This window comes from Paraburkholderia sp. SIMBA_030 (genome assembly GCF_046535245.1).
In the GTDB taxonomy this organism is placed as follows: domain Bacteria; phylum Pseudomonadota; class Gammaproteobacteria; order Burkholderiales; family Burkholderiaceae; genus Paraburkholderia.
On the sequence record NZ_JAWRXB010000020.1, the window covers coordinates 41,934 to 65,764 of the forward strand.

22 protein-coding genes and 3 pseudogenes are annotated in these 23,831 nt (G+C 61.1%); 14 read left to right on the forward strand and 11 right to left on the reverse strand.

The features are described from left to right. Nucleotides 1-275: 275 nt before the first annotated feature. Nucleotides 276-1,253, forward strand: coding sequence for an agmatinase (speB, locus tag SB772_RS29435; RefSeq protein WP_410836681.1), 978 nt, complete (start codon nt 276-278; stop codon nt 1,251-1,253). Here speB and SB772_RS29440 read toward each other — a convergent pair whose 3' ends face one another. After that, on the reverse strand, nt 1,254-2,177 hold the full coding sequence (locus SB772_RS29440) for a LysR family transcriptional regulator (protein ID WP_410836682.1): 924 nt from the start codon (nt 2,175-2,177) through the stop codon (nt 1,254-1,256). It abuts the gene before it with no gap. A gap of 228 nt (nt 2,178-2,405) precedes the next feature. Here SB772_RS29440 and SB772_RS29445 point away from each other — a divergent pair, with 228 nt between their 5' ends. Next, nucleotides 2,406-3,548, forward strand: coding sequence for a branched-chain amino acid ABC transporter substrate-binding protein (locus tag SB772_RS29445; protein WP_410836683.1), 1,143 nt, complete (start codon nt 2,406-2,408; stop codon nt 3,546-3,548). On the opposite strand, the gene SB772_RS29450 is transcribed toward SB772_RS29445, so the two are convergent. Next, on the reverse strand, nt 3,545-4,483 hold the full coding sequence (locus SB772_RS29450; protein ID WP_410836684.1) for a LysR family transcriptional regulator: 939 nt from the start codon (nt 4,481-4,483) through the stop codon (nt 3,545-3,547). The genes SB772_RS29445 and SB772_RS29450 overlap by 4 nt on opposite strands. Before the next feature lie 284 nt (nt 4,484-4,767). On the opposite strand from SB772_RS29450, the gene SB772_RS29455 reads away from it, so the two are divergent. The 9 genes and pseudogenes from SB772_RS29455 to SB772_RS29495 all read left to right on the forward strand — a co-directional run bounded on the left by SB772_RS29455 (nt 4,768) and on the right by SB772_RS29495 (nt 15,438). After that, nucleotides 4,768-6,276: an aldehyde dehydrogenase family protein gene (locus SB772_RS29455; RefSeq protein ID WP_410836685.1), complete on the forward strand. Its 1,509-nt coding sequence runs from the start codon at nt 4,768-4,770 to the stop codon at nt 6,274-6,276. Nucleotides 6,277-6,404: 128 nt separating this feature from the next. After that, the gene (locus SB772_RS29460) at nt 6,405-7,931 is read left to right on the forward strand and encodes a purine-cytosine permease family protein (RefSeq protein ID WP_410836686.1); all 1,527 of its coding nucleotides are present in this window, start codon (nt 6,405-6,407) and stop codon (nt 7,929-7,931) included. Between the two features lie 40 nt (nt 7,932-7,971). Further along, nucleotides 7,972-9,666: pseudogene (betA, locus tag SB772_RS29465) on the forward strand (choline dehydrogenase). Nucleotides 9,667-9,830: 164 nt separating this feature from the next. Further along, a pseudogene (locus tag SB772_RS29470) lies at nt 9,831-10,010 on the forward strand (amino acid ABC transporter substrate-binding protein); the annotation flags it as partial. 178 nt (nt 10,011-10,188) lie between these two features. Beyond that, complete coding sequence (locus SB772_RS29475; protein ID WP_410836687.1) at nt 10,189-10,371, forward strand: hypothetical protein; 183 nt, start codon at nt 10,189-10,191, stop codon at nt 10,369-10,371. 31 nt (nt 10,372-10,402) lie between these two features. Next, nucleotides 10,403-10,654, forward strand: coding sequence for a hypothetical protein (locus tag SB772_RS29480; RefSeq protein WP_410836688.1), 252 nt, complete (start codon nt 10,403-10,405; stop codon nt 10,652-10,654). Between the two features lie 313 nt (nt 10,655-10,967). Further along, the gene (locus tag SB772_RS29485) at nt 10,968-11,102 is read left to right on the forward strand and encodes an entericidin A/B family lipoprotein (RefSeq protein WP_115101171.1); all 135 of its coding nucleotides are present in this window, start codon (nt 10,968-10,970) and stop codon (nt 11,100-11,102) included. A gap of 423 nt (nt 11,103-11,525) precedes the next feature. Further along, complete coding sequence (locus SB772_RS29490) at nt 11,526-13,889, forward strand: AsmA family protein (RefSeq protein ID WP_410836689.1); 2,364 nt, start codon at nt 11,526-11,528, stop codon at nt 13,887-13,889. Between the two features lie 97 nt (nt 13,890-13,986). After that, entirely contained in the window at nt 13,987-15,438 is a 1,452-nt protein-coding gene (locus tag SB772_RS29495) for a YihY/virulence factor BrkB family protein (RefSeq protein ID WP_410836690.1), read from the forward strand. Nucleotides 15,439-15,494: 56 nt separating this feature from the next. On the opposite strand, the gene SB772_RS29500 is transcribed toward SB772_RS29495, so the two are convergent. The 7 genes and pseudogenes from SB772_RS29500 to SB772_RS29530 all read right to left on the reverse strand — a co-directional run bounded on the left by SB772_RS29500 (nt 15,495) and on the right by SB772_RS29530 (nt 19,140). After that, on the reverse strand, nt 15,495-15,641 hold the full coding sequence (locus tag SB772_RS29500; protein ID WP_115101167.1) for a DUF3096 domain-containing protein: 147 nt from the start codon (nt 15,639-15,641) through the stop codon (nt 15,495-15,497). 99 nt (nt 15,642-15,740) lie between these two features. Beyond that, on the reverse strand, nt 15,741-15,926 hold the full coding sequence (locus tag SB772_RS29505) for a CsbD family protein (protein WP_410836691.1): 186 nt from the start codon (nt 15,924-15,926) through the stop codon (nt 15,741-15,743). Between the two features lie 124 nt (nt 15,927-16,050). Continuing rightward, the gene (locus tag SB772_RS29510; protein ID WP_410836692.1) at nt 16,051-16,206 is read right to left on the reverse strand and encodes a DUF3309 family protein; all 156 of its coding nucleotides are present in this window, start codon (nt 16,204-16,206) and stop codon (nt 16,051-16,053) included. 562 nt (nt 16,207-16,768) lie between these two features. Next, nucleotides 16,769-17,146 (reverse strand): annotated as a pseudogene (locus SB772_RS29515) (alpha/beta fold hydrolase); the annotation flags it as partial. 198 nt (nt 17,147-17,344) lie between these two features. Continuing rightward, nucleotides 17,345-17,761 (reverse strand): organic hydroperoxide resistance protein, encoded by a 417-nt coding sequence (locus tag SB772_RS29520; protein WP_410836693.1) that lies wholly within the window; start codon nt 17,759-17,761, stop codon nt 17,345-17,347. Between the two features lie 35 nt (nt 17,762-17,796). After that, nucleotides 17,797-18,021, reverse strand: coding sequence for a DUF4148 domain-containing protein (locus SB772_RS29525; protein WP_410836694.1), 225 nt, complete (start codon nt 18,019-18,021; stop codon nt 17,797-17,799). A 318-nt stretch (nt 18,022-18,339) separates the two neighbouring features. Further along, the gene (locus SB772_RS29530) at nt 18,340-19,140 is read right to left on the reverse strand and encodes an SDR family NAD(P)-dependent oxidoreductase (RefSeq protein ID WP_410836695.1); all 801 of its coding nucleotides are present in this window, start codon (nt 19,138-19,140) and stop codon (nt 18,340-18,342) included. A 144-nt stretch (nt 19,141-19,284) separates the two neighbouring features. Here SB772_RS29530 and SB772_RS29535 point away from each other — a divergent pair, with 144 nt between their 5' ends. Then, complete coding sequence (locus tag SB772_RS29535; protein ID WP_410836696.1) at nt 19,285-20,250, forward strand: GlxA family transcriptional regulator; 966 nt, start codon at nt 19,285-19,287, stop codon at nt 20,248-20,250. A gap of 36 nt (nt 20,251-20,286) precedes the next feature. Here SB772_RS29535 and SB772_RS29540 read toward each other — a convergent pair whose 3' ends face one another. Both SB772_RS29540 and SB772_RS29545 read right to left on the reverse strand, forming a co-directional pair. Beyond that, entirely contained in the window at nt 20,287-20,820 is a 534-nt protein-coding gene (locus tag SB772_RS29540) for a thioredoxin family protein (RefSeq protein ID WP_410836697.1), read from the reverse strand. A 1-nt stretch (nt 20,821) separates the two neighbouring features. Then, nucleotides 20,822-21,535 (reverse strand): cytochrome c biogenesis CcdA family protein, encoded by a 714-nt coding sequence (locus SB772_RS29545; protein ID WP_410836698.1) that lies wholly within the window; start codon nt 21,533-21,535, stop codon nt 20,822-20,824. A gap of 194 nt (nt 21,536-21,729) precedes the next feature. On the opposite strand from SB772_RS29545, the gene SB772_RS29550 reads away from it, so the two are divergent. Together SB772_RS29550 and SB772_RS29555 are read left to right on the forward strand one after the other, a co-directional pair. After that, nucleotides 21,730-22,473, forward strand: coding sequence for a response regulator (locus tag SB772_RS29550; protein ID WP_410836699.1), 744 nt, complete (start codon nt 21,730-21,732; stop codon nt 22,471-22,473). Further along, the gene (locus SB772_RS29555; RefSeq protein WP_410836700.1) at nt 22,470-23,813 is read left to right on the forward strand and encodes a sensor histidine kinase; all 1,344 of its coding nucleotides are present in this window, start codon (nt 22,470-22,472) and stop codon (nt 23,811-23,813) included. Before SB772_RS29550 ends, SB772_RS29555 begins: the two co-directional genes overlap by 4 nt. The last annotated feature ends 18 nt before the right edge of the window (nt 23,814-23,831 follow it).

The window sequence follows — 23,831 nt, forward strand, 5'->3', positions numbered from 1 at the left end:
ACTCGTTCAAAGAAACGACAGCAAGTATTTTCAAATGGGCGAGTCAACTTCCTGCTCTTGTACGTGACCGGCCCAATCGCGCTCTGCCTACCTCCGAAGATCGCTTCGGACTATCTCGAAGTGTATTTCTGATTTTTGGCATTTTTCCGTTGAATTTGTTTGCCTAGACTCCGTTCCAGATGCACCGCTGGCCCGTCACAACGGACGACGCCGCAGCGGCGAAGAGGGCGGCCGGTGCGCCGCATATCTGAACCAATAACAGGACGAAGGCAATCATGTCTGAAAACAGCTACGAAACCGGTCGGCTTAATTTGCCCTTTGTTGGAATCTGCACGTTCGCAAAGTCTCCGCTGTGTCTTGACTGGGACAAGATCGATGCGGACGTCGCGGTGATGGGCGCCCCCTTCGACTGCGGGACGCAGTGGCGGGCGGGCGCAAGGTTCGGCCCGCGTTCGATTCGCGATGCGTCGACCCTGTTCTCGTTCGGTCACGGCGGCGCATACGACTTCGAAGACGATGTTGTTTATCTGCCTAGCGACGAAGTTCGTATCGTCGATATCGGCGACGCGGACATGGTGCACACCAACACGGAAAAGAGCCACGCAAACATCGAGTACGGCGTGCGCAAGATCCTGGCGGCGGGCGCGTTGCCGGTGGTGATGGGCGGCGATCATTCGATCAACATTCCGTGCATCAACGCGTTCGAAGGCCAGCAGCCGTTTCATATCGTTCACATCGACGCACACCTCGATTTCGTTGACGAGCGTCATGGCGTGCGGCACGGCCATGGCAACCCGCTACGGCGCGCGGCAGAGAAAAGCGTGGTGTCGGGCATGACGCAGATCGGCATTCGCAACGTGTCGTCGACGGCGCGCGAGGGCTACGCCCAGGCGCGCGAGATGGGCTCCGACATTATTTCGGTGCGCGATCTCCGGCGCCTCGGCATTCAGGGTGTGCTGGACCGCATCCCGAAGGGCGTGCGCTATTACCTGACGATCGATATCGACGGTTTCGATCCCTCGATCGCGCCAGGCACGGGTACACCGAGCCACGGTGGTCTGCTGTACTACGAGGGACTCGAACTGTTCGCGGGCCTTGCTGAACAGGGTGACGTGATCGGCATCGACCTCGTGGAAGTCGCGCCCGACTACGACCATTCGGGTTCGACCTCGATCCTGGCTGCGCAACTGCTGCTGAACACGATTGGCCGCGTGATGCATCAACGCAAAGTAAAACGAAACCTTTCCCGTTAACTATTTGCCGTTTCGCGCGGTGCGGCTTACCTCCTTGGCCGCAGCCCGCAGCTGGTTGCAAAAGGCCTGCACGACCCGCGCCGATTCGCCTCCTTTGCGCGTGATGATCTGAAAATCCAGATGCGTCACGTAGTGCTCGGGATCAATGCGGGTCAATAGACCGTCGTCTACCCAAGGCTGCGCATAGTGAGGCGGCAGAAAGCCAATGTAGTTGCCCGACAGGATGAGCATCGCGCGGCCTTCGACGTTGTCGACCGAGGCTGCGGCCTGCGCCATGTGCAGCAGCTTGAGTTCCTGGCTGCCGAGGTAAGCGCGCGCAGCAAGGCGCTGTTTGCTGAGTACCGACACTGGGACACGGCCACTCGCCCGCTCGTATAACGAGTGGGTCGATGCGCAGTAGAGCCCCTGCTCCTCCCGATAGAGAGGCAAGTAGTCGAGACCGGGAATCTGCGCGGGAAATGGCCCCACGGCCAGATGGAGGCGCCCGTCCAGCACGTGCTGCTCCATGCTGCCTGGTGTGTCGATCTGCACATGCAGGCGGACGTCGGGCGCCATCTGGCCGAATTCCCGAATCGCTGCCGGCAGCGGCGAGTATTTGTCGGTCAAGGTTGCTTCGATCATGCCGAAGCGCAACACACCAGAAAGCTGATTGCGCAACGCGCCGGCTTCCATTTGAAACGTATCGACCGCACCGAGCAGACGTTGCGCGGCGGCGTGCAGCTCCGCCCCTTCGTCTGTTAGCCGGAAACCCGCGCGTCCGCGCTCACACAGTCGCAGTCCGAGGCGTGTCTCCAGCTGCGACATGTATTCGCTGATGCTCGACGCGCCGATGTTGAGAATCGGTTGCGCTGCGGCGAAGCCGCCGCAACGCACGATAGTTTCGAAGATCCGCAACAGCTTAAGATCCGTGTCCTGAACTTGCATCGCGCTGTCCCTCTGTTACTTCGGAAATTACCGAAATGTATTTCATCAATGGTGCATTTTATTGGGGAATTTGGCTACACAGAATTGCTGTCAACTCCACTGCCCAAGGTTCCGTGAATGCGCACGGGCAGCGGAGCGCCAATGGGATATTTTCCAGGCCAAAGCGCAACGCGTTCGCCACCTCCGGCGGCAGGGCGATTTGATACGTCACGATTTGAGGAGAGCACGATGAAAAAATTGGTCGCAGGTGCAAGCTGGTTGACAGCAGCCGCTTTGAGCATGGTGTCGATTCACGCAACGGCGGGCGGGCAGGTGGTGAAGATCGGTTTGACCGGACCCTTGACCGGCCCGCAGGCCGCCATTGGCAAGGACGACGAAAACGGCGTCAGGATGGCGATCGAGCGTCTGAATGCGGAAGGGCTCGTGATCGGCGGTCAGAAGACCCGCTTCGAACTGGTTTCGCAAGACGATGCCGCCGATCCGCGTACCGGGATGACGGTTGCGCAAAGCCTGCTCGACGACAATGTGAAGGTCATTTTTGGGCCTTTCAATTCGGGCGTCGCGATTCCGATTTCAAACCTGGTGAATGTCGCGGGAATCGTGATGGCGACCGTCGCGTCGAACCCGTCGATCACGCAACACGGCTATCCGTTCGTGTTTCGCATCTCTGCCAGCGACACACAGCTTGGCAGCCGCATGGGCGAATTTGCGGCAAAGGAGTTGAAGGTCAAGCGTATTGCCGTGATCGACGATCGGACAGCGTACGGTCAGGGTCTCGCCGACGAATTTATTAACGCAGCCAAAGCCAACGGTATCGAGATTGTGGATCGGGAATATACGACCGACAAAGCGACCAACTTCGACTCGATCCTCACGCGTGTCAAGGGCACCCAGGCGGAAGGGATTTTCTACGGCGGTTACTACGCCCAGGCTGGCGCGCTGCGCAAGCAGATGAAGCGCCTCGCGATGAATGGCTACCTGCTGGGCGGCGACGCCATGTGCAATGCCGAACTGGCTAAACTTGGCGGCGACGCGGTCGACACGCGCGTGTATTGCCCGCAAGGCGGCCCCGTTCTCGATCAAACACCGGAGGGGCGCCAGTTCAAGGCGGATTACAAGCAACGCTTTCATACCGATCCGCTGACCTACAGCGCTGCCTTGTACGATGGCGTGAACATCGTCGCACAAGCGATGACCAAGGCCAATTCGATCGAACCGGCCCAATACCGCGCTGTGCTGGCGAAAATCGATTCTCGGGGTGTGTCCGGCCACTACCGGTTCGACAAGAATCGCGATCTCACGGATTCACCCATCACCATCTATACCTATCGAAACGGCGAGCCGACGCCCCTCGCGTCGGTACAACCTTAGGGGCTCACGCCGTCCATGCGCGCCGTTTGGGCGACCCTGCGGTAGCTTTCCATCAGGTCGATCATGAAAACCTGCAGGATGGTTGGCGGTACCGCGGTCCGCCGTATGATCGCGCAAAACGGCCACTGCGAGCCGAACTGGTCCGGGCATATCCGATGCATCTCGCCGCGCGCGACCCATCGGGCAGCATAGTGAATCGGCAGAAATCCGATGTACGCGCCCGATAGGATAAGGATCGCCTGTGCCTCGATATTGTCGACAGTTGCTGCGGCTTTACTGACCTTGAGCATTTGCAGGTCGTGCTGCTGCAGATAGCCTCGCGCTACAACACGGCTGGACGCGATGGCCGGCTCGAGCGCGATATCGGCTGGCGAGCTGCCGGCGAGCGGGTGACTTTTTCCGCAATATAGGCCGTCCGGTTCGCAATAGAGATCCGTGTAGGTCAGCCCCGGCACATGCAGCGGGAAATGCCCAACAGCGATGTGCAGCCGGCCATCCAGCACACGCTCCTCCAGTTCGGCAGGCGTGCCGACATAGACATCCAGATGCACGTCGTGCCCCCTCGACACGAACGTCTGAAGTGCCTGCGGCAGCGGCGAAGCCGAGTCGGTTACCGTGTTGTCGATGATGCCGAGGTACAGCTTTCCTGAGATGTGCTTTTTGAGCGCGTCGGTATCCACACAGAAGCTTTCCACCGCCACCTGCAACCGCTGCGCCGCCTCGTAAGTCGCCACACCGTGTTCGGTGAGGCGAAATCCGCTCCGCCCGCGCTCACAAAGCTTGAGCCCCAAGCGCGTTTCGAGCGTCGTCATCTGCTCGCTGATCGTCGATTGGCTGACGTTCAGGCTCGCCTGGGCGGCGGAAAAACCGCCGCACCGTACCACCGTCATGAACACCCTTAGTAGTTTGAGGTCCACGTCCTGCAACTGGATCACCGTTGTCGCCCCCGTCGCACAGTTTGCTTCGACATTCCCGATATGAACATCTGATTCACGTGATTTTTACCTCCGGACATGTCGTCCATAGTCTCTCTAAACGCCGCGTTGCCACAAGCCACGTTTATATCGATAGACCCCCGGTCGTTTGTGAACGGTTGACCCTCCCGGCGATCCCGCGAGGTCTTCGCCAGGCGTTGCAGGAACGGGTGCACACACGTGCATGAAACTGGCCCATGAGAGGCCGGGTTGCACTCAATCTATATATAAGTCAGGAGACAATTATGGAACCCGTCGTACAAAAGTACCTGGAGAAGTTTGGCGTCCGGGAAGAGACACAACGCTTTCTCACCAAGCCGCAGAGCATGTTTATTGGCGGTGCCTGGGTGCCGCAAGGCGACCGGGAATCCTGCGCGGTGATCGAGCCGTCCACCACGGGCGTGATCACACACATTCCCCTGGGCACGACCACGGATCTGGATCGCGCGGTAGACGCTGCCCGCAAACAGTTTGACGGTGGGCCCTGGCGAAAGCTCAAGCCGCTTGAGCGCGAGCGCCTACTTCATCGGCTCGCGGATCTGATCGAGGCGAACGCAACGGAATTGGCCGAGATCGAATCGATCGACGTGGGCAAGTCCGTCGCCAATGCGCGTGACGTCGACGTTCAAGGCACGATCGACACCTTCCGCTATTTTGCCGGTTGGGCGTCAAAGCTCCACGGCCGCACGGTTGAACCCTCCCTGCCGGGTGACTACGTGGCCTATACACGCAAGGAACCCATTGGAGTGATCGGCGTCATCGTTCCGTGGAACTTCCCGCTGCAAACCATGGCGTGGAAGGTGGCGGCCGCGCTCGCCGTCGGTTGCACGACGGTAATCAAGCCCGCAGAACTTACCTCGCTGTCGACGCTTCGCTTCGCCGAGTTGGTGCAGGAGGCCGGGATCCCGGATGGCGTCGTCAACGTGATAACCGGGCGCGGGCGCGAAATTGGCGCGGCCATGGCCGCCCATCCAGGTATCGACAAGATCACGTTCACCGGCTCCACCGAGGTGGGCCGCACTGTCGGACACACGGCAGTGGGCGGCTTCAAACGTCTCACACTTGAACTGGGCGGGAAGTCTCCAGTGCTGGTGCTGGAGGACGCCGACATCGACGCGGCGGCCCAGGCAGTCGCAAGCGGCATCTTCTTCAATTCCGGACAGGTCTGCGATGCGGGCGCACGGGTTTATATTCAACGCAGCATTCACGACAGGTTCATTGGCGCGCTGATCGAACACACGCGCAAGCTGAAGATCGCGCCCGGGCTCGATCGGGATTGCTTCATCAGCCCGCTCGTGTCCGCGCTTCAGAGGGATCGCGTCGCTTCCTATATTGAGGCGGGACGGCGCGAAGGCGCGGAAGTTGTGCATGGTGGCCATGTGCTGGATCGGCCTGGCTATTTCGTCGAGCCGACCATCTTCGCGCATTGCCGCAGCGACATGAAAATAGTCCGCGAAGAAATCTTCGGCCCGGTGCTAGTGACCGCTCCCTTTGACGACCTCGGCGACGCGTTGTCGCTGGCGAATGACTCGCCGTACGGTCTCGCCGCCGCGATCTACTCCAATGACCTGAACCGCGTGCACAGGCTGATCCCGCAATTGCGCGCCGGGACAGTCTATGTCAACGCACATAGCACCATCGATCCGTCAATGCCATTCGGCGGATTCAAGGCGTCCGGCTTCGGCAAGGACCTCGGCCCCGAACAACTTGATCATCTGATGGAGAGCAAGGCGGTCTGGATCACGCTGCACTGAAGCGCAAATGCGCTGACGACGCCCCAGGAAAACGTGAGCCGAGTGCCACGTGACGAGCGGGTGTCGCGGCCAGCACGCATGCCGGATCCATCTCTATTCCATCAACCTCTCATTACAGTCAGGGGTGCATGATGCAAGCAACAGACAAAACAGTTAAAGACGCCGTAGTCGGGTTCGAGCACGGGGTCATCGAAGGTCATTCAATCGATTTTATTCCGGATAACGAAAGAACTGACCGGCTATCCAGGCAGGGACCGTTCTGGTTTTTAGGCAACTTCACGTTCTTCACCATGACCATCGGCTTTGTCGGTCCCAGCATTGGCCTGAGCGCGCTGTGGACCACGATAGCCGGCACGCTGGGCATCATGTTCGGCACCTTGTTCATGGCCTTTCACGGATCGCAAGGTCCTCATCTTGGCTTGCCGCAGATGATTCAGTCGAGAGCGCAATTCGGCTATCGTGGGGTCATCGTCGTCTTGTTAGCGACGCTATTCGTGTTTGCGGGATTCAACATCGTCAACCTCGTGTTGATGATGCAGGGTCTCAAAGCACTGTTCAACTGGGATCCGATCAAAGTGGCATTGGCAGTCTCGGTGCCGGCTTCGGTTCTGGCGATTCTCGGCCACGACTGGATGCACCGGAGTTTCAAATGGGCGCTGTATCTGTCGCTGCCGCTTTACGGACTCGTCACGTTGGCTGTTCTGATGCATTGGGTGCATGACGTGCCGCTCCCGGCTGTCGTGCCGGGAGCCGCTCCGACGCCGCCGTTGGGCTTCGGCTGGATCGCTTTCATTGCGCAGTTCGCAGCCGCCGCCAGCTACAACATCGCCTACGCACCCTATGTATCCGACTATTCGCGCTATCTGCCGAAAAACACGCCGAGCGGAAAACTGATTACGGCCGTGTTCCTCGGTGCATCGCTGTCGGGGGCATGGATGATCGCGATTGGCGGCTGGCTGGCAGACCATCTGCAGGCGACCGATGTACTGGTCGCGTTGAATCAGGTGGGTAGCGACCTGGCACCGGGTATGGGAAGCGTTGTGGTTGCTGTCACGATTCTGGCGTTTCTGCCGGTGATCGCGATGAACATCTATAGCGCCAAATTGACGACTATCACTGCGGTTGATTCATTCCGGAAAGTCCAGCCGACTCCCAGGACTCGCATTCTGGCGATTCTTTTCGTGGTGATCCTTCAACTCGGTGTGGCACTAAGCATCTATACCTCGGGTAATGGTCTCTCCGTCCTGAATATTTACCTCGTCGTCATGCTGTATTTTCTGGTGCCCTGGACCGCGGTCAATCTGACGGATTACTTTTTCGTCCGCAAGGGTCGCTATGCCATTCCGCACTTCTTCCTGCCCGACAACAGCCTGTACGGAAAGTGGGGCGCGCGCGGTCTGATTGCGTACGTGATCGGCTTCGTCTCGATGATTCCGTTCTTCTGCGTGCTCGACGGCACTAACGAGGTGTATGTCGGACCGCTCTCCCGCGCGATGGGCAGCGTCGATCTGGCATGGCTGGTTGGTCTGTTCGTCTGGGGCCTTGCGTATTACGCATTGTCGCGCTCGCTCGATCTGAAGCACGAAGAGTCTGTCATCGCCGCTTTCGAGAAGACCTCACCGCAATACACCACCGGCGACAAAGGTCGCTACTGATCCACAGACGACCCCGTCAAGGTCTACGAAGCAGGCAAATATCACGGCTACCGAGCAATTCGATTACATCATAGTGGGCGCTGGATCGGCCGGATGTGTATTGGCTAACCGGCTTACCGAGGACCCGGCGGTCCGCGTTCTGGTGCTGGAATACGGCGGAAGCGATCGCAGCGTCATCATCCAGATGCCGAGTGCGTTTTCGATGCCGATGAATACATCCAAGTACAACTGGCGCTATCAGACCGCCCCAGAAGCGCATCTGAATGGCCGCCAGTTGCACTGCCCGCGCGGCAAGGTGCTGGGTGGGTCGTCGTCGATCAACGGCCTCGTTTATATTCGCGGCCACGCTTGCGACTTCGACGAATGGGAGGAGCTGGGTGCGCGAGGCTGGGGCTATCGCAACTGTCTGCCGTATTTCCGGCGCGCGGAGACCTACAAGTTCGGAGGCGACGAGTACCGGGGCGCGGCCGGACCCCTGTGCACAAACAACGGCAACAACATGGCGAATCCGCTGTACGGCGCCTGGATCGAAGCAGGCGCAGAGGCCGGATACATCAAGACAGAAGACTGCAACGGTCATATGCAGGAAGGCTTTGGCGCAATGCATATGACGGTCAAGGATGGTGTGCGCTGGTCTACCGCTAATGCTTACCTGCGCCCCGCGATGAAGCGGCCCAATCTGACTGTAGTGACGAATGCGATGACACGCCGCGTGATTCTCGAGGGCAAGCGCGCGGTTGGGGTCGAGTACGATCAGGGCGGAAGCACGCATGTCGTGCGATGCCGTGCTGAAGTGTTGATCGCGTCCGGCCCGATCGGTTCGCCTCACCTGTTGCAGCGCTCCTGAATCGGGCCGGCCGAGGTACTGCGCGGGGCTGGGATCGAGGTCAGGCATCATTTGCCCGGCGTGGGCGAGAACCTGCAGGATCATGCGGAAATCTATATTCAGTATGCCTGCAAGGAGCCCGTCACCCTCAACGCGAAAATGGACCCGTTCAGCAAATTCATGATCGGGCTGCGGTGGCTCTTGTTCAAGGATGGTCTGGGGGCCAGCAACCACTTTGAGGCCGGTGGATTCATCCGCTCCGAGGTGGGTTTGCGCTGGCCTGACATTCAATTTCATTTCTTGCCAGCCGCCATGCGCTATGACGGCGACAAGCCGTTCAAGGGACACGGGTTCATGGTATTGACCGGACCGAACAAGCCTAAGAGCAGGGGATACGTCAGGACGATGTCGGCAGATCCCTATACGTACCCGGAACTCCGCTTCAACTATCTGGATCGCGAAGAGGACCGCGAGGGCTTTCGACGCTGCGTCCGGTTGACGAGAGAAATCATCGGGCAGCCGGCAATGGACCGCTTTCGCGATGCCGAACTGGCGCCTGGGCCGCACGTGCAAACAGACGAGCAAATCGACGCCTTTGTCAGGGCGAACCTGGAAAGCACAATGCATCCGTGTGGTTCGTGCCGCATGGGGGAGGATGACATGGCTGTGGTCGATTCCGAGTTGCGGGTTCGTGGCATGGAGGGCTTGCGAGTCATCGATTCATCCGTATTCCCGACCGAGCCCAATGGCAATCTGAACGCACCGACGATCATGCTCGCCGAACGTGCGTCGGACCTGCTCCGCGCGGTTCCCATGCTGCCCGCGTCCGACGCGGAGGTGGGCCTCGCCGAAGGATGGGAGACGCGGCAACGTACGTATGCGCCGATGCGAAATCTTTTTGTCGAGTAGTTGATTGCCGGCGCTGAGAACGCAGGGCGCTTTCTCAGTATCGAGTAGAGATGATGCAATCTGCGGGTAGTTTGATGCGATTCAGCCGGGACAGACGAAGCGATAGAGCTTCCTGCAGGTTGCGTCAAAGGCATTCTGCTCGTGCTCGGAGAGATGCGCTGGAAAGCGTGCCGGGTTTTGACGATGGTTTTCTGGTCCGGGCAGGAAATCCGAAAGCGCTCAATAGCTATGCCTTGCTTGCGAATCGCCACGATGCCCGGCTAGGCATTATTGCCGGGCAGGTGCAACAAGAGTCGCCCAGAGCGTCAGGCGTGAGCGATGAGCAGATCGTCGTATTCGATCAGTAGTCCGACGCAATAGAAGCGCTTCGCATGGCGAGTGCAAACTATCGCAACGAGACGAACTCGCAATCGCCGATTGGCAAACTGATCAAATGTCTGCGCCCGACCGGTTACGTTCGGACACACTTCGTTGCGAATCAGAATATGTCCGCCATCTACAATCTGAGCATGGAGAAAAAACATGATCAGACTTTTGTGTGTCGTTGCGCTTGCGGCTAGCCTGTCAGGCTGCATTGTCGCTCCGCCGTACGGCTATGCGCCAGCGCCGGTCTACGGATATGGTTATGCGCCAGCGTACTACGCAGCGCCGTCTGTCGATGTCGGCATCGGTTTCGGCGGTTACGGGCACGGCTGGCGAAGATAACCTCGTTGCGGCACCGGCACCGGCTCCGTTGATGAAGAAGACGAGGATTTCGATCATTCTGTTCGTGCTGGCCGTGCTCAGCCCGGTGGCGCATGCGAGCCTGGCTACAGGTGCTCACGAGTTCAAGAACGATGTCAAGACGGCAGGAAAGAAGAGCGGGCGTGCCGTGCGCGATGCCGCGCACGAGGTCGGCCACGGCGCGAAGACGGCCGGCCATGCCGTTGCCGATGCAACAAGACACGGTTATCACTCGACTAAAAAGTTCGTGACAGGGCACGGATAAAGTCGCTTAGTGGCGACTGATGCGGCGGAGTCGCGATCCACGTTCAAGGCCGCATTTGTAGGAGCACTCAAACGGCGCGCGCCGACGGTGATCGAGGCGATGATCTGACGACGGCGTCGGCTAAACAGCCTGCCCAGAATCGCGAGATACCGAGCAGCCGACCGCAGCCCGAAACACATCGAACCCTGGCGAAACGGAAGCTTACAAGATCGTGGATGTATTCATATCCAATTCCCCATAGCGGTAAAGGCATCGACGGCAAAATCGCCTAAAATTAATCTGGTCTGATCCTGATTTGAACAAGGAGAAGGTCATGATTCGATTGATTGCATGGATGTTGATTGCCGGTACCGCCGTTCTCGCCGGCTGCAACACGATGGCGGGCGCAGGCCAGGACATTTCGAAGGGTGGCCAGGCGATCAAGAATGAGGCACAGGAGTCGAAGTAAGGTAGCCGACCGAGGGAGTGCCTCAACGAAGTAGAGCCGAAGCCGGCACAGCTATTTGTTCCCGCTCGTCGCCGGTTCGGTCGTCATCGGACCGAGACGACTATTTGGCATCGCGATACGGGCAGCCCTGACCGCTTGGGTCACGAGAACGGTAAGTGCATTCGCTGGCCGGAAAGTACGACCCGTGACTGACAGATAAAAACGATGGTTGGTGCCGAATAGGCATTTACCGCCGCCTGAAGGTTCCCACATCCGATACCGTCAGCAACGAAGAGCCTTGTCTGCGAGCTCGAGTCTTCGAGTGACTGTCATGACGGTTGGAACCGTTATCCTTCTGAGGAAATCGGCTGGCCGGGCACTTGCGGCCACCAGGCATACTACGTGCTGCTAGAAGAGCGCAACAGGAAAAATGATGGAGCCGTCATGGCGCTGCGCTTTCCAGTCGGAAAAATTGCTGCATGGTTTGTTGCCGTGCTGGCGACAACGATGGCGGCGCTCGTCATCGTTTTCCTGACTTTCGACTGGAACCGCGCGCGGCCGTGGATCGACGACAAGGTCACGCAGGCGATCGGCCGGCAGTTTCACATCACCGGCGACCTGAAGGTCGGCTGGCAGCGTCCGCCGAGCGAGACCGGCTGGCGGCGCTGGGTGCCGTGGCCACGCTTTTCCGCTCAGAACATCACGATCGCGAATCCGGACTGGGCCAGACAGCCGCAATTCGCCACCCTCGACGAGATCGATTTTCAGGTTGAGGTTCTCCCGCTGCTGGCACGCGACATCGTGATTCCGACGATCAATCTGGTCAACCCGTCGATCGATCTCGAACGCCTCAACGATCAGCGCAACAACTGGACGTTCAGGTTCAACCAGCCGACCGAGCCGTCCACCTGGAATCTCAAACTGCACGACATCGCGTTTGAGACGGGGCACGTTGCGTACGCCGACCAGATCACCCAGGCCGATATGCAGGTCGTCGTCGACACGCTCGGTCAGCCCGTGCCGATCGGTGACGTCATGAAGCAGCAGGAGCAGGCATCGCACAAATCGTCGGCGCAGGTGGTCGGCGAGAGCGGCGCGACCAGGCTCCACAAGCAGGTCGAAGCATCGGCGGCGTCCTCTGCCACGGCCGCGAGCAGCGGGCCGGCGAGTCCGGCGAGCACGTCGGCGAATACCGGCACGACCAGTCAGCAGCAGTCGAAGCCTTCGGTGCCGCCTTATGGTCTCGGCTGGACGGTCAAGGGCACCTACAAGAAGACGGCTGTGTCGGGCAGCGGCAAGGTGGGAGGCGTGCTCGCGCTGCAGGACACGACGCGACCGTTCCCCGTGCAGGCTGATGTGAAGATCGGCGATACGCATATCGCGCTGGCCGGTACCGTGACCGCCCCGGCGCACCTCGCCGCGCTCGACCTGAAGCTGTGGCTGCAGGGCGTCAGCATGGCGCATCTCTATCCGATCGCTGGCGTGCCATTGCCCGAAACGCCGCCGTACGCGACCGAAGGGCGGCTCGTCGGGCAGTTCACGGAAAACGGCAACGTCTTCAAATATGAGAACTTCACGGGCCGCGTCGGCGGCAGCGACCTGAACGGCTCGACGGTTTACGTGGGTAAGAAGCCGCGGCCGATGCTGTCGGGTGAACTCGTGTCCAATCTGCTGCAATTTTCCGATCTCGCTCCGATCATCGGCGCCGACACCAACGCGAGCAAGGCGAAGCGCGGCGAGCGAACCCGGCAGCCGTCGAACAAGGCGGTGCCGGTCGAGCAATTCAAGACGGATCGCTGGAAGGCCATCGATGCCGACGTGAAGTTCACCGGCCGTCGCATCATCAAGGACCCGGCTCTGCCGATCACCAATCTCTACACCCACGTGATCATGACGGACGGCGTGCTGACGTTCGAGCCGTTAAAGTTCGGCGTGGCGGGCGGCACGCTGGCATCGAACATTCACCTCGATGGCAGCACGGCGCCGCTCAAGGGACGCTTTGCGACGCAGGCGCGGCACCTGAAGCTCAAGCAACTTTTCCCGACCGTGAAGACGATGCAGTCGGCGCTCGGCGAAGTGAATGGCGACGCGGCGTTGTCGGCAACGGGCAATTCTCCCGCGGCGCTGGCGGCGACCTCGAATGGGGAAGTGAAGGCGCTGATCACCGATGGCACGATTAGCCGTCTCTACATGGAAGCGGCAGGGCTGAACGTGTTGAACGTCGTCTACGAGAAGCTCTTCGGCAAGCGCGATGTGAAGATCAACTGCGCGGCGGCGGACTTTGTGGTGACGAACGGCGTGCTGGAATCGCGCGTGTTCGCTCTCGACACCGAAAACGCCGTGATCGATACGGACGGTCACATCGATTTGCAGACAGAGCAGATGGATCTCGGCATTCATCCGCATACCAAGGGCCTCAGGGTAGTGACGCTGCGCTCGCCGCTTTATGTGAAGGGGACGTTCAAGAACCCGCACGTCGGCGTGAATGCCGGCGCGCTGGCCGTGCGCGGCGGGGCGGTGGTGGGGCTCGGGCTGATCAATCCGCTCGCGGCGCTGATTCCGCTGATCGCGCCGAGCAACAACAAGCCGCTGCCATGTGCGCAACTGCTCGCCGATATGCGCGCCGCGCCTGATGCACCACCGGCGGGGCAAAAGCAGCGTGAGAAGGCGGCACCGGCTTACCTGGCGTCCGACGCGGCGGGTCCGGCAGAGGATAGTCCGGGCAGCACCGCGCGCACGCAGGCGGCAAGGAAGACAGCGCCTGCGGGTCCGGCGGCAGCCAGCGAGGCGCAGTACCGGGGACGTTGAGCCTGTATGTGATGCGCGACGCGCTTTTCGCACGAACAGGCGATAAACGCCGTTCGATGCCTGACGTTCAGGGCGATCCTCCGTGGCGGAGACGTAGATGGCGCTCATACATGGTCGGCGACTTCCGGTTACCGCGATACGTTCGTTCCTCTCACTGGCCATTGGCGTGGGTCAACGGTTCAGCACGGACCGCTGCACCATGATGGCCGCAAGCATTGCGTTCTACTGCGCCTTTTCGCTGGCGCCGACCCTTCTGATCGTGCTGGCTGTCGCCGGGTGGTTTTTCGGCGCCGACGCGGCGCGCGGCCAGTTGTTTGGCGAGATCAATGGGCTGCTGGGCAACGAGGCCGCTGCGGCCGTCCAGACGATCGTGGAGCATGCCCGACACCCCAGTGCGGCGGGTCCAGCCGCCCTCGTTTCGGCTGCGCTCCTCGCGTTCGGTGCATCGGCAACCTTTGCCTCGCTGAATTCCGCGTTAAACGTGGTGTTTCCAGCCGCCGCGCGGTTCGGCACGGTAAGCAGTATTGCGTTACTGCTTAAGGTGCGGCTCATCTCGTTCGGCCTCGTCATGGGGGTCGCCTTCCTGCTGGTGGTTTCGCTCGTATTGGATACGATCATCAGCTTTATCGGCGCAAAGCTGTTCGGCAACTCGCCGCTGATTGTCGTCGGCGAGATCGCACAGCTTGTTTTTGGCCTGGCCGTGTTGAGCGCGGCCTTCGCAGCGTTGATCAAAATGTTGCCTGACGCGCCCGTGCGCTGGCGGACCGCATGGTCGGGCGCGGTCGTGTCGGCGTTGCTGTTTTCCGGTGGACGCAAGCTTTTCGCCCTCTATCTTGCTCATGCCGGAACAGCCAACGCATTCGGTGCAGCCGGCTCACTCGCGGCGCTCATGATGTGGCTGTACTTCTCGGCCGCGGTGCTGTTGCTTGGCGCCGAAATCGCCGCCGGGGTCGGTCGCCTGAAAAGCCAGCCGGCCCATCATGTCCGCAGCCACGCGGTGCGCGAGCATGACCGTATGCCAGATGCGGAATTGCCGCACGACCGGCTCCGCCAGAGGGAATCAGTCATGCTTCACCACTCATACGAAGACCAGTACGTCAAGAGTCTGGTCACCTGGGGTGCGATGTTGTGTCTCAAACATCGTTCGAAGGCCGCCGTGCGGGTCCTTCAAAAGGTGCTGCCGCGTACCGTTTATCGGCGAGCGGACGGCCTGGTCCTACTGCTGAACAGCTATGACAAGCCGATTGGCGCGGACGACTCGTTCAGACTTATCGAATTCGACGCGCCCGGGTTGGCCACAGCGAGTGTGTCCATGCTGTTACGGCCTGCCTATGGCGCATTGGACGGTATGCCTGACTGCTTCTTTAGCGACGCGAACGCGCCCTGGCTATCCCGAAGCGATGCGGAGGAATATGTGTCGCGCATCGAGGAATGCCTGGGAATCCGGTTGCCCGCGGATGCTTCCCCATTCTCGCGAGCGGCGGCCTCGGCCCGCTTCGAGAGCGAGCGCGCTGGCGTTCGGAGCCGCCCGGAAGGGCGCGCTTCCTGAGGGTCGCCGCCGGGTTGAAAAACGCTGCAACGTGCCGTTTTCTCGGCGGTTTCGGGTCAGTGGAGATGTCCCCCGAACAGCCCGAGCAGCCCGATGATGATCAGGTAGATCGCCACGATGTAGTTCAACAAGCGAGGCACCACGAGAATCAGGATGCCGGCGATCAGCGAAACCAACGGGCCCGCGCTCGTGAGAATGTGCATGCCCCCTCCGTAAGATTTGAAACGGTCAATAGTCCAAAACCAGCTGCGACTGCGCGCCAATCTGCAGCCCGAGATTCAGGACCTATCCGCACGAACACCCTATGGACGCTTCCTGGACTTCCTGAATTGCTCTTTCGCATCGCCGTACAATGCATGTGTCTTGCCGACGACCTGTTCGACCTTGCCCTTCACCTTGGTCGTTTCATTTCCGGTGGCCTCGCCGACAACTTCCTTCAGCTTACCTTTTGCCTCTTCGATGCGCCCTTTCACTTGACCCTTGTTCATGACAAAGCTCCTTGAAAAAGGATAGGTAACCACGCTCGCTGACCCGGATCGGTCGCGCTTGTTCAGATCAAGCCCCCGGCAACGATTGTCGCGCACAGGAAGCCCCCAACAAGAACTTTCGCGCTTATATCTGGCCCAGAAGCAGCAACACAAGCACGACGACTAACAGCACGCCCAATACGCCGCTGGGCATATAGCCCCACGAACGGCTGTGCGGCCAGGCCGGTATGGCGCCGATCAACACGAGCACCAGCACGACGATCAAAAGCGTTTCCAACATGGAACTTCTCCTTTGCGACTCCGTGGAAACCCCGATTCGCCGGTTGTTTTGCCATGCTGAACGTTTCCATCGATCCCGGGGTCGCTCGGACATGATGGCCGCCACGTACAGCAAGAATTGCGCGTCTGATCCTCACCGTTACACACCCTTTGCCGAGGTTGCCTGCCCGTTCCTTTTCAGATCACGGGGCGTTCAACCGTACGTTCCATGCGGCCAGCACAGTCGAGCATCAGTGTCTGAGCAACCTCCATGCCGCTGGCGCAAAGGTCCGCCAGGTGCCGCATGCGCGTGAATACAGGCGCGACTGTGCGCCGATTCGGCACATGCGGACTGGCAACATTTACGCCACCCGGTAAATTTGCAAGGCGACCTTGGCGACAGACAAGCCCGTTATTCGCCGACCCCTGAGCCCGGTCGCGCGGAATGCTGCCAAGCGTTCGACAGGAAGCGGTCTGTTCGATGATGCCGCCATCAGGACGCCATGCGCGCGACGCCGATGACCGCATCGGCGAACGCTTTCGGCGCTTCCTGTGGAAGGTTGTGCCCGATACCACCGCTGATGTTCCGGCCCGTTGCGCGGCGTATCGGCGGACAGGAAGCGCGTCGAGCCGTAGCCGCGCAGATACGGCACGATCACGCGATAGCCGGCGGCTGCGAGCAGTGGCGTGACGTCGACGAAGCTATAGATGTCGTAGGGCCATCCGTGCAGCAGGATGACGACCGGGCCGTTGTTCGGTCCCACTTCCGCATAGCCGATGCTGAGCGCTCCGGCGTTGACCTGGCGAATAGTGTCGAATGAAGCGACGCGGGTAGAGGCACTGGCCTTGGCGTAGCTCGTGTTTCCGGCCGATTGCGCGTTGGCGAGTCCGCTGAGTCCAAGTTCCAGCAGCCCGACGCCTGCAATAGTCGTCTGCAGCAGGCGGCGACGTCGAGGATTCATCTCGTCCGGCTTGGCTGTTTCTCCTTTGAGATTGGGTCGATCAGTATTTGATGGGGCGCAGCACGTGGAACGGCTGAGTCATGGGACGCACGCGGATGCTTCGGCAATCGGCTGAAAGTCGGCGCGAATGGGCCCCACAGATCACGCCGGCCGCCGTTCATGCGTCAGGCGGAAGTTTCACCGCCCGCATCGCCGCATTCAGACCACACTGATGACCACATCGATGTTCCCGCGCGTCGCCTTCGAATACGGGCAGGTCTCGTGTGCGGTGCGCGCCAGCGCCTCGGCGACTTCTCGCTCCACACCCGGCAGGCTGACGTTCAGCCGAGCCTGCAGAAAGTAGGCGCCATCGGTGGTGCGCAGATCGACCTCGGCGTCGACGGCGGTATCGGCAGGCAGCGCGACCTTCATCTTCGCGGCCGCCAGTCCCATCGCGCCGATGAAACAGGCGGACCAGCCGGCCGCGAACATCTGCTCGGGATTCGTCCCGCTTTCCGTCGATCCTGGTGCCGAGAGCCTGACGTCGAGGCGTCCGTCGGAACTGCGCGATGCGCCGTCGCGTCCGCCCGTGGTGTGGGTCTTGCCCGTGTACAGCACTTTGTCGATTCGAGTCATGATGGAACCTCGGATAAGTATGTCAATGAGCAGGTTCAGCTTCCGCGATAGAGCGTGCGGAGACTGGCGAGCTGGCCGTCCTGCTGCGCTCGCACCAATTCGTGGCGCACGTCGGCACGCGTCTTCGGCGGCGCACCGATGCGGCTCGTACCGGCTTGCTCCGTCTGCGCGACAGTGGAGATAGTGGCGCTCTCGGCGGCCTGAACTGCGCCCGAAGCGGCGAATGCGGCAAAAGCCAAAGCGATGATCGAAGTTTTCATGCTGTTCTCCTTGAAACGATGAAGGTTTGGGAAACGCCCGGGACGCATCGGCTTCGTGGCAGCCCGTCGCGATCCGTCGTTGATGCATTTGAGCGCGTCGGCGTATCTGGCGTGTGTCGTGAACCGGGCGTTTCGTAAGCCTGTGTATCGGCGGCTTCGTGGATACATTGCGATACGAAGGGCCCGCGTACGCCGTGGTGATTCTCTTTGAAGAAGAGTGCACGACTTTGCGGCGCCCACGGTTACATGCACCGTTTGCGTATCGCGTCGATAACGCTTTGTTCGCTCGCTCGTTTCTGTGCGTCCTGGATGGTCTTTTTAGCTGTCAGCGGTGTAGCGGCGTGCGGGTGTGTTGGTCGACAGTTCCGGCAACATCGCCTGGCGCGCGGCTTCGAAGGCATCCCACTTCGCGCCGTCGTGCAGGGATGGAATCGTGACCAACTCGCCCCGATCGAAGCCGGTGAGCGCCGCGTCAACCATGTCGCCTGCGGACATGACGATGGCCGGATTGAGGTTCTCGAGCGGCAAGCCGCCGGTCTGCCAGAAATCGGTAGCCGTGGCGCCGGGCAGCACCGCCTGTACCTTCACGCCCTTGACGGCGAGCTCGTGATGCAGCGACTGGCTGAACGCAAGCACGAAAGCCTTGGTGCCGCCATACACGCCGTTCAGGGTCTCCGGTGCGATGCTGACGATCGACGAGATGTTGATGATCGCGCCCTTGCCACGGGAGACGAAGCCCGGCACTGCGGCGTACGTGAGGCGGGTGAGTGCGGTAACGTTCAGATCGATCATCCGCGTCATGGCGTCGACATCGCTGTCGAGCAACGGCGTATGCGTGCCGACACCCGCGTTGTTCACGAGCAGCGCGATGCTCGCGTCTTCCGTCAGCTTCGCTTCCACCGTGGCGAGTGAAGTCGGGTCATTGAGATCGGCGTCGATGATCTCGACGGACCGGCGCGTTCCGTCCGTGATGCGCTCGGCGAGACTCACGAGTCGGTCGCGGCTGCGCGCCACGAGAATCAGATCGTAGCCGCGTTCTGCGAGCCGCTCGGCATAGACCGCGCCGATGCCCGTGGATGCTCCCGTAATAAGCGCCGTACCTTGATGTGCTTGCGTCATGATGTGCTCCGGTTGGAAGTTCGTCGGTGATTGCGTGAATCAATTGTGGTCCGGATTGACGCCGACGCAAATGACGTATATGGTCGTGATTAAGGACATTTCTTCGCAGCGAATGTTCGACTTGATGAACAGCGGAGGGCGGACATGCACCGGATCGGATATTTGTTGAGCGATGGGTTCCAGGTCATGGCGCTTGCGTCACAGTCGGTTTTCGAATACGCGAATGTTGTGGCGGGCGAAGCCTTTTACCGGATCGAGAACTTTTCGGTGGCGGGCGGCGAGGTGCGCTCCTCGCTCGGCATGTCCGTAGGCACGCGGCCGCTCGGTGGGCGCACCGCGATCGACACGTGGATCGCGGCGGGCGTCAACATACCGCTCACCTCGCCGGCACCCGCCGAAGTGCTAGCGTTCCTGCGCAAGGCGGCTATGCGCGCGCGGCGCATCGCCGGCATCTGCACTGGCGGTTTTGTACTGGCTGAAGCGGGACTGCTCGCAAACCGGCGCGCAACCACGCATTGGGCCTATGCCCGCGAGATGATGAGCCGGTTTCCGGACATCCGCGTCGAGGAAGATCGCATCTACATTGTCGACGGGCCGATCTGGACATCGGCGGGCATGACCGCGGGGCTCGACCTCGCGCTCGGGATGGTCGAGAAGGACCTCGGCGCCGATGTGGCGCGTTCGGTCGCGCACAAGCTTGTGATGCATCAGCGGCGCTCGGGCGGCCAGTCGCAGCATTCGGAAATGCTCGATCTCGCGCCGAAATCCGACCGCATCCAGAACGCACTGAACTATGCACGCAAGAACCTGAGCCGGCCGCTCACCGTCGAGGAGCTCGCGAATACGGCACATCTGAGCCCGCGGCAGTTCAGCCGCGTGTTCACCCTGGAGACGGGGCAGTCGCCTGCGAAGGCGATCGAAGGGCTGCGGCTCGAAGCCGCGCGGCTGATGATCGAGAAGAGCCGGCACTCGCTGGAAGTGATCGCGAAAGAGACGGGGTTTCGCGATCGTCGGCATATGCGCGAAGCATTCATGCGCGGGTTTGGCCTACCGCCGCAGGAGGTGCGGCGTGAGGCTCGCGCCGGCACCGCCTCAGTGGCGCACCCCTGATGCCGAACGGTTCGACACCCTGTCCGGCCGCAGACGTCATTCCTTCTGCGCGAGCAGCTTCTGGATTGCCGCTTCGGTCTGTGCATAATCGCCTTCGCCGAAGTGGCTGTAGACCACCTGTCCTTTCTTGTCGATCAGATAGAACGCCGGCCAGTACTGGTTCGTGTAGGCGTTCCACGTCGCGTACTGATTGTCCTGCGCGACGGGAAAACGTATGTCGAAACGCTTGATTGCAGTCCTGACGTTGTCGGTGTCGCGCTCGAACGGGTACTCCGGCGTGTGCACACCGACCACTGCCAGACCTTGATCCTTGTATTTCTGATACCAGCTCTTGACGTAGGGTAGGGTATGAATGCAGTTGATACACGTGTAGGTCCAGAAATCGACCAGTACCACTTTGCCCCGCAATTGCTGCATGGTCAGCGGGTCGCTGTTGAGCCACTTCCCGATGCCGGTGAATTCCGGGGCGATATTGCCGACGCCCGGCGTAGCGGCGATTGCGGCACTGCTCGTGGCCGCGATGGCGAGAAACATTGCTGAGGCAGTGAGGGTCTTGATTCGCGAGAGCATGTCAAAGTCCTTTCAGGGAAGGGAGGAAAGCGGAAATCCAGGCGTAGGCGAGGACGTCGTACTGCAGGTAGATCGCAAGCGCGGTCAGCATCACCAGTACGCCGAACAGTTGCTGCAGACGTTGCGCGTGGCGCGCTACCAGACGAATGTGACGGGTCATGTACTGTCCGCCGTAGATGATGGCGAGCATCGGAATGGCCGCGCCGACGGCATATAACGTCAGTAGCAGGGCGGACCATTTGAGATCCTGCGCCTTGACCACGAGGACCAGGATCGATGCGAGCACCGGCCCCGCGCAGGGCGTCCATACCGCGCCCAGCGACATGCCGAGCACGAAGCCACCCGTATTGCCGCCAGGGGGCTGAACGCCGGTTGCGCTGACCAGCTTTTCGTACATGGGCTGCACGATGCGCGCCACCAGCCATTCGTAGGGACGAGGCCACAGGCGCAGCAGGCCAAACAGTGCCAACAGCGCGAGGGCAGTGTCGCGTAGCGCCTGCTGCGCCACGTGAACCGCGCTGGAGACGGCGCCGAGCATCATCGCGAAGGACGCGAACGTGAGGATGAAGCCGGCCATGATGAAAAGAGGCCGCGTACGGTCGGGACGGTCGACGGAGGTGCCGAGCAGAATCGGCATCACCGGGAGGATGCAGGGCGAAGCAATGGTGAGCAGCCCGGCCAGCAACGCGAGCGGCGTTTCGAGGAGGTTGTGCACGATGGGCGTTCCTGTGATTGGCAATGACTGCATTGGAACGTCCGGACGTATCTGGCTTGTGTCCGTCATGCCGGGCGTGTGCAATGTTTTGTATCTGCACAGCGCCCAGATACACTGCGACACAAACCGACGCGGGCGTTGCGCTATAAAGCGGACGTCGCCTCAACGCGGAAAGCGCCGCAAGGAATAAACCCATGTCCGAAAAGACCGACCACATCCTGATCGTGGACGATGACCGCGGCATCCGCGAGTTGGTTGCCGCCTACCTGGAGAAGAACGGCATGCGCGTCTCGCTGGCTGCCAACGGCCGCGAGATGCGCAACGCTCTCGAGTACGGCGCGCCTGATCTGATCGTGCTGGACCTGATGCTCCCGGGCGAGGACGGACTCGTGCTCTGCCGCGAGCTGCGTGCAGGCAAATTCCGCTCGGTGCCGGTGTTGATGCTGACCGCGCGCAGCGAGGAGACGGACCGCATTGTCGGGCTGGAAATGGGCGCCGACGATTACCTCGCCAAGCCCTTTGCGGTGCGCGAACTGTTCGCGCGCATCCGGGCCGTGCTGCGCCGCGCGCGCATGCTGCCGCCCGGCATGCAGGTCGCGGAGGCGGCTCATATGCTGGCCTTCGGGGATTGGCGGCTCGATACCACGGCGCGCCATCTGCTCGATGCGGACGGCACGATGGTCGCGCTAAGCGGGGCAGAGTACCGTCTGCTGCGCGTATTCCTCGACCATCCGCAGCGGGTATTGACGCGGGATCAACTGCTCAATCTGACCCAGGGCCGGCAAGCCGATGCATTCGACCGCTCGATCGACTTGCTGGTCAGCCGGCTGCGTCAGCGGCTGCAGGACGTTGCGCGAGAGCCGCGTTACATCAAGACGCTGCGCAACGAAGGATATGTGTTCTCGGCGGCGGTGACCGCCGTCGAGGTGCCGCAATGAAGCCGCTTCGGGGATGGCACTGGCCCCGCACGCTGTTCGCGCGCCTTGCGTTGATACTCTGCGTCGGCCTGGCGCTTGCGCAGACGCTGTCGTTCTGGCTCACGATGACAGAACGCGATCAGGCCACCACGAACATGATGATGGGTTACATCGAACGCGAGGTGGTCAGTTCGGTGGCACTGCTCGATCATCTGCCCGCCGGCGAGCGTGCCGAATGGCTACCGCGGCTCGCGCGGCGCAGCTACCGGTTCATCCTCGGGCCCGGCGTTGCCGGCACCCCGGTCGATGCGCAGCTCTCCGAACGCGTCGCCCAATCGATCGCGGATGGCGTCGGCAAAGCGTATCCCGTGACGGCGAATACTATTCCCGGCAAACCGGAGCATCTGCAGGCGCATTTGAAACTGAGCGACGGCACGCCGTTGACCATCGACATTCATCCGATGTCCGGTGTGCCATTGTCGGGCTGGCTACCGCTCGTGCTCGCGTTGCAGTTGGCGGTGCTCGCCACGTGCTGCTGGCTCGCGGTGCGGCTCGCCACGCGTCCGTTGCATCAGCTCGCGCAGGCGGCGGATACGCTCGGGCCCGACCTGAAGGCTGTGCGCCTGTCCGAAGACGGCCCGTCCGAAGTAGCGCGCGCGGCGAGGGCGTTCAATGCGATGCAGGACCGCATCGCGACGTACACCGCCGAACGCATGCAGATTCTCGCCGCCATTTCGCACGATCTGCAGACGCCGATCACGCGCATGCGGCTGCGCGTCGACGTGATGGACGACAGCGCGCAAAGCGCGAAGCTGCGTCAGGATCTGCTGGAAATGGAAGAGCTGGTGAGGGAGGGCGTCGCATACGCGCGAACGCTGCACGGCACCGCGGAGGCGCCGTGCCGTATCGATCTCGACGCGTTGCTCGATAGCCTCGTTTGCGACTATGTCGATGCCGGCAAGGACGTCGCGTTCGCGAGCCGCCTGCCGATCGCCGTGGTCACGCGGCCGCAGGCATTGCGCCGGGTCGTCGGCAACCTGATCGACAACGCGCTGAAGTTCGGCGGATCGGCGGCAATCGAAGTCACGGGGCTACCGGACGGCGGCGTCAGCATCGCGGTGCTCGACCATGGCCCCGGCATACCGGCGGAATCGCTCGACGCGGTATTCGAACCGTTCTACCGGCTGGAAACGTCGCGCAATCGCCATACCGGTGGCACCGGGCTGGGGCTGGCGATCGCGCGCCAGCTGACCCAGGCGATGGACGCAACGCTATCGCTGCATAACCGCGCCAGCGGCGGCCTCGCGGCGACGCTGACGCTGAAGGGCGCACTGAAGCAGTCGGCTGCCTGGCGGCGCTGAACGCCGATGCCCGGGCTG

Excerpts from the sequence above, each read along its gene's own strand:
- speB (WP_410836681.1), top strand. The coding sequence starts at position 276 with ATGTCTGAAAACAGCTACGAAACCGGTCGGCTTAATTTGCCCTTTGTT.
- SB772_RS29440 (WP_410836682.1), bottom strand. The coding sequence starts at position 2,177 with ATGCAAGTTCAGGACACGGATCTTAAGCTGTTGCGGATCTTCGAAACT.
- SB772_RS29445 (WP_410836683.1), top strand. The coding sequence starts at position 2,406 with ATGAAAAAATTGGTCGCAGGTGCAAGCTGGTTGACAGCAGCCGCTTTG.
- SB772_RS29455 (WP_410836685.1), top strand. The coding sequence starts at position 4,768 with ATGGAACCCGTCGTACAAAAGTACCTGGAGAAGTTTGGCGTCCGGGAA.
- SB772_RS29460 (WP_410836686.1), top strand. The coding sequence starts at position 6,405 with ATGATGCAAGCAACAGACAAAACAGTTAAAGACGCCGTAGTCGGGTTC.
- SB772_RS29475 (WP_410836687.1), top strand. The coding sequence starts at position 10,189 with ATGATCAGACTTTTGTGTGTCGTTGCGCTTGCGGCTAGCCTGTCAGGC.
- SB772_RS29480 (WP_410836688.1), top strand. The coding sequence starts at position 10,403 with ATGAAGAAGACGAGGATTTCGATCATTCTGTTCGTGCTGGCCGTGCTC.
- SB772_RS29485 (WP_115101171.1), top strand. The coding sequence starts at position 10,968 with ATGATTCGATTGATTGCATGGATGTTGATTGCCGGTACCGCCGTTCTC.
- SB772_RS29490 (WP_410836689.1), top strand. The coding sequence starts at position 11,526 with ATGGCGCTGCGCTTTCCAGTCGGAAAAATTGCTGCATGGTTTGTTGCC.
- SB772_RS29495 (WP_410836690.1), top strand. The coding sequence starts at position 13,987 with ATGGCGCTCATACATGGTCGGCGACTTCCGGTTACCGCGATACGTTCG.
- SB772_RS29500 (WP_115101167.1), bottom strand. The coding sequence starts at position 15,641 with ATGCACATTCTCACGAGCGCGGGCCCGTTGGTTTCGCTGATCGCCGGC.
- SB772_RS29505 (WP_410836691.1), bottom strand. The coding sequence starts at position 15,926 with ATGAACAAGGGTCAAGTGAAAGGGCGCATCGAAGAGGCAAAAGGTAAG.
- SB772_RS29510 (WP_410836692.1), bottom strand. The coding sequence starts at position 16,206 with ATGTTGGAAACGCTTTTGATCGTCGTGCTGGTGCTCGTGTTGATCGGC.
- SB772_RS29520 (WP_410836693.1), bottom strand. The coding sequence starts at position 17,761 with ATGACTCGAATCGACAAAGTGCTGTACACGGGCAAGACCCACACCACG.
- SB772_RS29525 (WP_410836694.1), bottom strand. The coding sequence starts at position 18,021 with ATGAAAACTTCGATCATCGCTTTGGCTTTTGCCGCATTCGCCGCTTCG.
- SB772_RS29530 (WP_410836695.1), bottom strand. The coding sequence starts at position 19,140 with ATGACGCAAGCACATCAAGGTACGGCGCTTATTACGGGAGCATCCACG.
- SB772_RS29535 (WP_410836696.1), top strand. The coding sequence starts at position 19,285 with ATGCACCGGATCGGATATTTGTTGAGCGATGGGTTCCAGGTCATGGCG.
- SB772_RS29540 (WP_410836697.1), bottom strand. The coding sequence starts at position 20,820 with ATGCTCTCGCGAATCAAGACCCTCACTGCCTCAGCAATGTTTCTCGCC.
- SB772_RS29550 (WP_410836699.1), top strand. The coding sequence starts at position 21,730 with ATGTCCGAAAAGACCGACCACATCCTGATCGTGGACGATGACCGCGGC.
- SB772_RS29555 (WP_410836700.1), top strand. The coding sequence starts at position 22,470 with ATGAAGCCGCTTCGGGGATGGCACTGGCCCCGCACGCTGTTCGCGCGC.